At 65.2% G+C, this 6370-nt stretch carries 5 protein-coding genes; all 5 read right to left on the reverse strand.

Translation table 11 applies throughout. The annotated features are described in order from the left end of the window. A partial coding sequence (locus GY812_16225) for a hypothetical protein (GenBank protein ID MCP4437029.1) occupies positions 1 to 563 on the reverse strand: 563 nt, incomplete at its 3' end. A 12-nt stretch (positions 564 to 575) separates the two neighbouring features. Next, positions 576 to 1001, reverse strand: a complete 426-nt coding sequence (locus tag GY812_16230; GenBank protein MCP4437030.1) for a hypothetical protein — start codon at positions 999 to 1001, stop codon at positions 576 to 578. Beyond that, positions 998 to 4750 (reverse strand): hypothetical protein, encoded by a 3753-nt coding sequence (locus GY812_16235; protein ID MCP4437031.1) that lies wholly within the window; start codon positions 4748 to 4750, stop codon positions 998 to 1000. Before GY812_16235 ends, GY812_16230 begins: the two co-directional genes overlap by 4 nt. Continuing rightward, a complete protein-coding gene (locus GY812_16240) occupies positions 4750 to 5127 on the reverse strand; it encodes a hypothetical protein (GenBank protein ID MCP4437032.1) in 378 nt (125 codons plus the stop codon). The genes GY812_16235 and GY812_16240 overlap by 1 nt, the downstream gene beginning before the upstream one ends. Next, positions 5127 to 6032 (reverse strand): hypothetical protein, encoded by a 906-nt coding sequence (locus GY812_16245; GenBank protein ID MCP4437033.1) that lies wholly within the window; start codon positions 6030 to 6032, stop codon positions 5127 to 5129. Before GY812_16245 ends, GY812_16240 begins: the two co-directional genes overlap by 1 nt. Between the last annotated feature and the right edge of the window lie 338 nt (positions 6033 to 6370).

The following is a 6370-nucleotide window of genomic DNA, read 5'->3' on the forward strand; positions in this document are numbered from 1 at the left end:
CGATCGAGTAGCTGATTTTCCGGAGACGATGGATCGAGCAAATCATCCAGCGAGGGTCCACCACCGGAAGCCAGCGCTGCCGCACGCTCCTGGTTACCCCACCCTGCCTCTGCCATCGCCTCGGGCGTGAAATCCGCGCGTGTGGCATCGACCGGGAGATCGGCGACCGTTGCGCCCGCCGCCACCGGGGCCACAATCTCCTCCACCTCCGGCACCGCAATCACCTCGCTGTCGATGTACTCCAGAAGATCGTCGGCACCGATGCCACCCGTCAGATCCGGCGAGGAGAGCGGCGCGGTTTGCTGGTCCAGCCACTGCTGCTGCTCCAGATCAAGCCACTGGCTCTCCGGGGAGTCTACCTCCTGGAGATCCTCCAGCGAGGGCTCGAACCCCGCCTCGATGGCGTGCCGACCCGTCACCTCCAGTTGCTCGTCGTCCCGCACTCCGCGCCGATAATCCTGCGCCCAAGCGCGGCCTGCGTCGGACAAACGATCCTGATCCACCCCCTCCGCCTGGAGGCGAAGGAGGAATTTCTTTAGCGATCTGCGTCCTGAAGATTCCATCTCTCGTCGCTCCTATTCGCGCGCCCCGAGCCAACCGCCCAATGCACCGAGGGCTCCGCCACCGATGGCCCCGATCGCGTTCCCGATGCCGGGGACCACCGTGCCTAGTTTCGCGCCCAGCACTGCGCCGGACATGCCACCGGTCAGAGCGCCAGCGGTTTGCTCCTCCCACCCGGGACTCGTGTCCGCCTCCACCTCCTCGGCATCATTGCTCACCTGGGGCTGCACCGCCCGCGGGGTTGCCACCGGGGACAGCGACCCGCCACCGAGACCGCCGGACAGGGGATTCGCCTGGGCCAGCGGACCCAGCGGACTGGGGCCCATGCCAGCGTGCGCAGCCGACCACTGGCTCGCGATGCCAGTGGCAGGCTGCTGCCGCCGGGCCTGCGCCGCTGCCAGACCCTGCAGCTCCACCATGTCCGCGGCCAGTCGGATCATGGGCTGGCCTCCGTGGTCGCGAGCTTGTCGATACCTGCCTTCACGCCGCACAGTAGGGTCACCATGTCCACCCTCCACCCGGTCGTCGTCGCAGACGGGACTGGCGCGGTCTCCACGCACCGGATGCTCACCGCCTCGCATTTCTGCCGCGCAGGCCGAATGCGTAAATGGATGCGACCTGCACCATCCGAGGGCACATCGTAGTTAAATGTCTCCGCCACCGCGTCCACGTAATCGTACATGACCTCGATCTGCATCCCGCTCGTCGAAGCGGGATCTTGAGCCCCGGCAATCTGGATCTCCCACATACGTCCGAATCCCTGGATCCGACCCATCGCAAGCCACCCCGAACGCAGTCCCATCCGGCCCGTATCGGTGAGCGCAGAGAGCGCGGGAGGCGTGGTAGTCACCCCCCGCACGTTGCCCCCCGGATCCAGCGTCAAAGGACGCGCATCCCGCTCCGCTGTGCCGATCGTCGGGAACGCCAGAGCAAACGTGGACCACTGCTGGCGCAAGTAATTGAACGTCCACACCTCCCGAGAGGTCGCCACTGCCGGGGCCACCGGGACGTCGGTGAAAAACAGGACCTCGCTGCGCAAACCGTCGATCGCAGTGGACTGCACCTGCCCCGTCCGGGTCGTGTCCTCGTAGGGCAGACCCACGAAGGACAGCGCCAGCGCCCGGTCCACCAGGTAAAACCCGCGCTCGCCGCGAAACAAACAGCCAAACTCGCCAAACACGATCGAGTGCTTGTTCACGCATCCCACCGTATCGGTGAGCAGAGCAGGCTCCGCGAATCCGGCCCCCTGACCCGTGTCCGAGGGCCCTTCGCCGTAGGTGTAATAGACCGCTGTGGCGGAGAAGAGCAGCACTCGACCGTCGGGCAGAATGCCGACCGAGGTCAGCGGATCCGCGCTGCCGGGAACGCGGACGGTCAGGTTGGCATTCCACTCGGGCGCATAACCGCGGCGAAGGAATTTTGTGTACTGCGCCTGGCGAGGATTGATGGCCGAGACGCTCCAGAGACGAGAGTTTGCCGCGGCAACCGCCCGACTCGGATCCGGAGCGTCAGCCGCAAGCTCCCCGGAGCTGACGTAAAGCGTTTCCTCCGATCCACCCAGGGTGCGGAGCGACGCCCCCGGCGTGGCGGCGAACCCATAGATCTGCGTGTTCCAGAACGAATAGCCGATGGGGTACAGCTCCACCTGTCCCACCTGCTGGGGGTCGCTGGCGTCATCTGCGCCCCCGAGATAAATCTCCCCGAGCGCCCGCTCCGAATTCGCCAGACCGAGCAGGGGATAGGGCAGGGGGTAAACCGCGCAGAGATACCCGTTGTATTCGTTCCCGGATGCAGGGGAGACACTCACCACGAAAAACAGATTCGCGCCCGCCTGCGAGGGCACCGTGCGCCGCTGTCCTCCGGACTCGTCGTATGTCACCGCATGCCCGGCATAGCTCGCCGCGGTGCCGATCACGTTCGGAGTCGCCAGCTCGGTCTGCGTGAGAGGATCCGGCGAAAACATGCCGGGATCAGCCTCCCCCGGGAGCGTGGTCAGCACGGGGCAGTCGGTGATCAGTTGCGGCCCCCAGCCAGCGGCGGGAGCCTGGGGCCCGCCGCTGCTCACGGGCTGCGCCCCGTCAGACATCAAATAGTCGCCCGCGCGGGTCAGACCGATGTCCGGCGTCCCGCCGACCCAGGTCACCCGAGGCCGTGCCCGAGAGGCATCGCCGCCCACCCGCGTCTGCGCCTCCAGACCGTCTCCGAGATCATCCGTGCGGAAACTGCTGGGCGCTCCGCGCTCGAAGGTCATCGCCGATAGCTGCCCATCCGCCCCTACAAATAGATTCGTGCGCACCTGGAAGGGATTGATCTGATAGGTCCCGAGTGCGTGGCCCTGGGGCTCGGCCTGCAGAATGGTCACCGCCTGGTTCGCTGCGCTCACATCGGGCGAAGTCATGCCGATGGGCAGAGGGACATCTGCGAGCTCTGGTATCTCCCGCCGCGCGATCAGGAGGTAGGTGGACGTCGGAATGTCCACGAATGCCTGGCCGCATATCTGCGCCTGCGCGGTCCGCGAGTCGCCCGGCGCGCAGGCATAGATGCCCACGCATGCCCCGACGCCATCGACCTCCAACCCCTGCGATCCGATCGCGCTACCTGGCATCACACCGATCGAATTCGCCACCACATTCCCGCCGACATCCACCAGAGCGTGAACGATCGCAGAGGAGAATATCATCGGGAATTGCCGCGGGGTCGCGGTCAAGCCGTTGCTCGTGCCATCGCCGCTCACGATCTGGATGCCGACCCAGTACGTCCCGTCACCCACGGGGGCGAGAAACGACCCGGCCCAGATCCCCCGGGTCAGATTCGTGGCCGAGGCGAAGGAGGCCCCTCCGGTGGTATTCCGCGACTGCCGCGCGAATGTTCTGCTGGAGCCCGTGAGCTGCTGCGCGGCCTGCACGTCTGCCGGAAATCCAAACTGCGTCGTCGGGCGGTCGGCGATAAACCCGAAATCATACGTCCGCATCGAGAGCACCGTGGTGTCCCAGGTGATCATTAACGTACTGCCGGTATCGTGGAGGCCGGCGGGCCATGTGCGATCATTGGGAGGCGGGACGATCGGGGGCAAATCCAACACCGGGTTGGTCGGATCCGGGATGATCTGACCACCGGTGAATTGCCATTTTCGCACCACTGCGCCACCGACCACTCCGCCCACAAGACGCGGATGCAGGGTATAGACTCCCTCGCCTGGCACCAGGAGCAGCTCCAGCGCAGGGAGCAGATCCGCGCCCGCGCCCGGGCTGCCGTCCTCCGTGGTCGCCGTGGCCACATAATTCCCGTCGGTGTCATGCACCACGAGCTGGCAGCCGGGAGCGATCGGCAGCGCGCCGTAATCGTTGGACGCATTCGGGCGCTGGTTCAGGATGTCCCGGGCATCCAGCCCGCCCGGAGCAGGCTGCCCAGAGAGGACGAATCCCTCCCCTCGATCCAGAGCGCCCACCCCGACCGAACGATCCAACTCGTACCCGATGGCGACGCAGCTCCAGAACGCCTGCAGGGGCTGCGTAGCCGCGTCGTCTGCCCTCACACGAGGGAATCCGACGGGTCGGTCAGGTGCGGGAGCCACCCCCGGCAGAGGGGCGTAGGGACGCTCAGGGCCCTTCTGCGTGGAGCCATCAAACATGGCATACCACGCTCCCTCGATTTGATACCCGGAGGAGCTGGGCAGCGCAGGAGACGCACTCAAATTGTCTCGCCACATGCAGCTCGTCGGAGTCGCCGGGTTTGTCGCCGCGCCGGTGTAATCCACCTGCAGTTGATAGCCGCCGGCGGGATCGACGTTCCAGCAGGCCAGCGTGCGCTCGACTCCCGACACCGCCATCGTCGCGTGGTCTCCATGCTGTTTCACCGCATCTCCCTCGGTCGGGAAATACGCGTGGACAGGACGACCCGTCACCGGCGAGGGGAAGCTCGGGCTCGGGGCGCTCCCGTCGTCGGGGAACACTGCCAGCGACGTCTCCTGGATCGTCGTCGTCGCAGCGTTCCCGTGCGAGATCGCGATCGTCCCCGCCGGGGCCACCAGCTCCGCCTGGTAGCCGTCGCGCTTTTCATACGCCCCGCCCGTGAGACTCGCGCAGTCGCGGGCCTCCAGGATGCGCGGAGGCTGCACGATCTCCGGGACGTTGCCCTCGTCCACCGCCCCGCCCAGAGGCACCTCCACCGGGAATTTCTGCAGCGGCATCAATACACCCAGAACTCGGCATCGATCGGAGGATCTCCGCTGACCGTGCCATCGCCCCACTGCACGCAAATAAATTTCGCCCGATCGTAGACCTCCCCTCGGGGACAGTAAAAACTCTCGCCCGCGTTCTTGAGCGCCACATTCCAGCCGCGGTATTTGCGGCCCAATTTATGCGCAATGAGTGTCGGGGTGTTCTCCGGGATCGAACGGCTCTCTGTCTGATTGCCGTTGCTCGCCTGCGCTGCACCGTTCCGGGAGGCTGGACCCAGAGAGCTACGCTCCCCTGCATCGAGCGCGTCCTGCGTCGCATCCTGGATGCGCGCGGAGAGCGGGCCCAGAGCGGGATACGGCATCAATCGATTGAGGCGAGAACTCATCAGTAGTTCCAGAAATTCGGCCAGTACTGGGGGAAATAATAGGGATAGGCGCGCACCTGATATCCCGAGAGTGTGTCCTGGACCTTCTCGGGAAATTCAGCCTCTCGATCGGGGATATTCGCAAGCAGCCGCTGCGTGATCTGTGCCTTGTGGAGGATGAGAGCCTCTGTGCTGGACTCTTCCTTGTCGAGCATGCGCGCGGCGACGTCCACGACCATGTATTCGTCCCAGTGGGCAAATCCGGGAATCACCTGGGGCTCCAGCGGATTGGGCTCCACGAAACGCGGCGGCAGAGGGATATACCAGACGCTGATCATCCGGGAATTCTCACCGATCAGAGTCGGCGGCGTAGGAGTGAAATACAAGCGCTGCTCGTGCAGCCAGGTCGCTCCGCCCGCGGGAATCGTTGGATCTACCATCGGCACGTTGCCGAGCTGGCCCACATTGAGCGGGTCCAGGTCGGCGCGCGTATTGATCGCTCCGCCGAGCCGATAGCGCAGATCCATCCCTTTCATAAACGAGCCGTCGCGGGGCGAATTCATGTAGCGCTGCGTGAAGGTGTAGGGCCGCATTAACCAGGGCGCATCGTCTCCGAAATGAGCCTCGACACCGAGCAGCCGATAGAAATCCGGAGGTAGGACCGCGTAGGTGCCGTCCTGGGAATCGCGCACCATGTAGCCATTGGGAGATGCGTTGGGAGCAACGGCGGGCGCGGTCTCCTCGATCCACGCCCGCCGCAAGAAAAACTCATTTCCCGCATTCTGGATGATCAGATCGTATAGCTCGCCGAGCGACTCTGTCAGATAGGAGGTGATCTCCGCATCCGTGCAGAATTGCGTGTTGAGCATGTCGGCGCGCTGGCGGCACCGCACGATCAAATCAGCGAGTGAGATCTGATTGTACATCTAGCGGCGACGCCCCCGGCGGCGGTGGGTGTCGTCGTAGGCTGCCATGCCCGCCGACTCCCGCACTCGATCACCCAGGGTCTGGTGGTGTCGATCGTAGAGATCGCGATGGTGCCGGGCCACATGATGCGTCATGCGTCCGTGCCTGGCGGCGCGCTCCTCGCGCCCCGGAGGCACCACACGATCGGAGTGATGAGCCTCCCTGCTTTCCTTTTCCCGGTGCCACTTGTCGATCAGAGCGCGCTCTGCCATCCCGACAGCCTCGCCGCGACGGCCTTTGTGGTCCTTCCAGCGGGCCTTCATGCCCCGCTTCATGTCGCTCTTCGCGGCACCTACCG

The sequence above is a fragment of the Actinomycetes bacterium genome (genome assembly GCA_024222295.1).
Taxonomy (GTDB): Bacteria; Actinomycetota; Acidimicrobiia; order Acidimicrobiales; family Microtrichaceae; genus JAAEPF01.

Excerpts from the sequence above, each read along its gene's own strand:
- GY812_16230 (MCP4437030.1), bottom strand. The coding sequence starts at position 1,001 with ATGATCCGACTGGCCGCGGACATGGTGGAGCTGCAGGGTCTGGCAGCG.
- GY812_16235 (MCP4437031.1), bottom strand. The coding sequence starts at position 4,750 with ATGCCGCTGCAGAAATTCCCGGTGGAGGTGCCTCTGGGCGGGGCGGTG.
- GY812_16240 (MCP4437032.1), bottom strand. The coding sequence starts at position 5,127 with ATGAGTTCTCGCCTCAATCGATTGATGCCGTATCCCGCTCTGGGCCCG.
- GY812_16245 (MCP4437033.1), bottom strand. The coding sequence starts at position 6,032 with ATGTACAATCAGATCTCACTCGCTGATTTGATCGTGCGGTGCCGCCAG.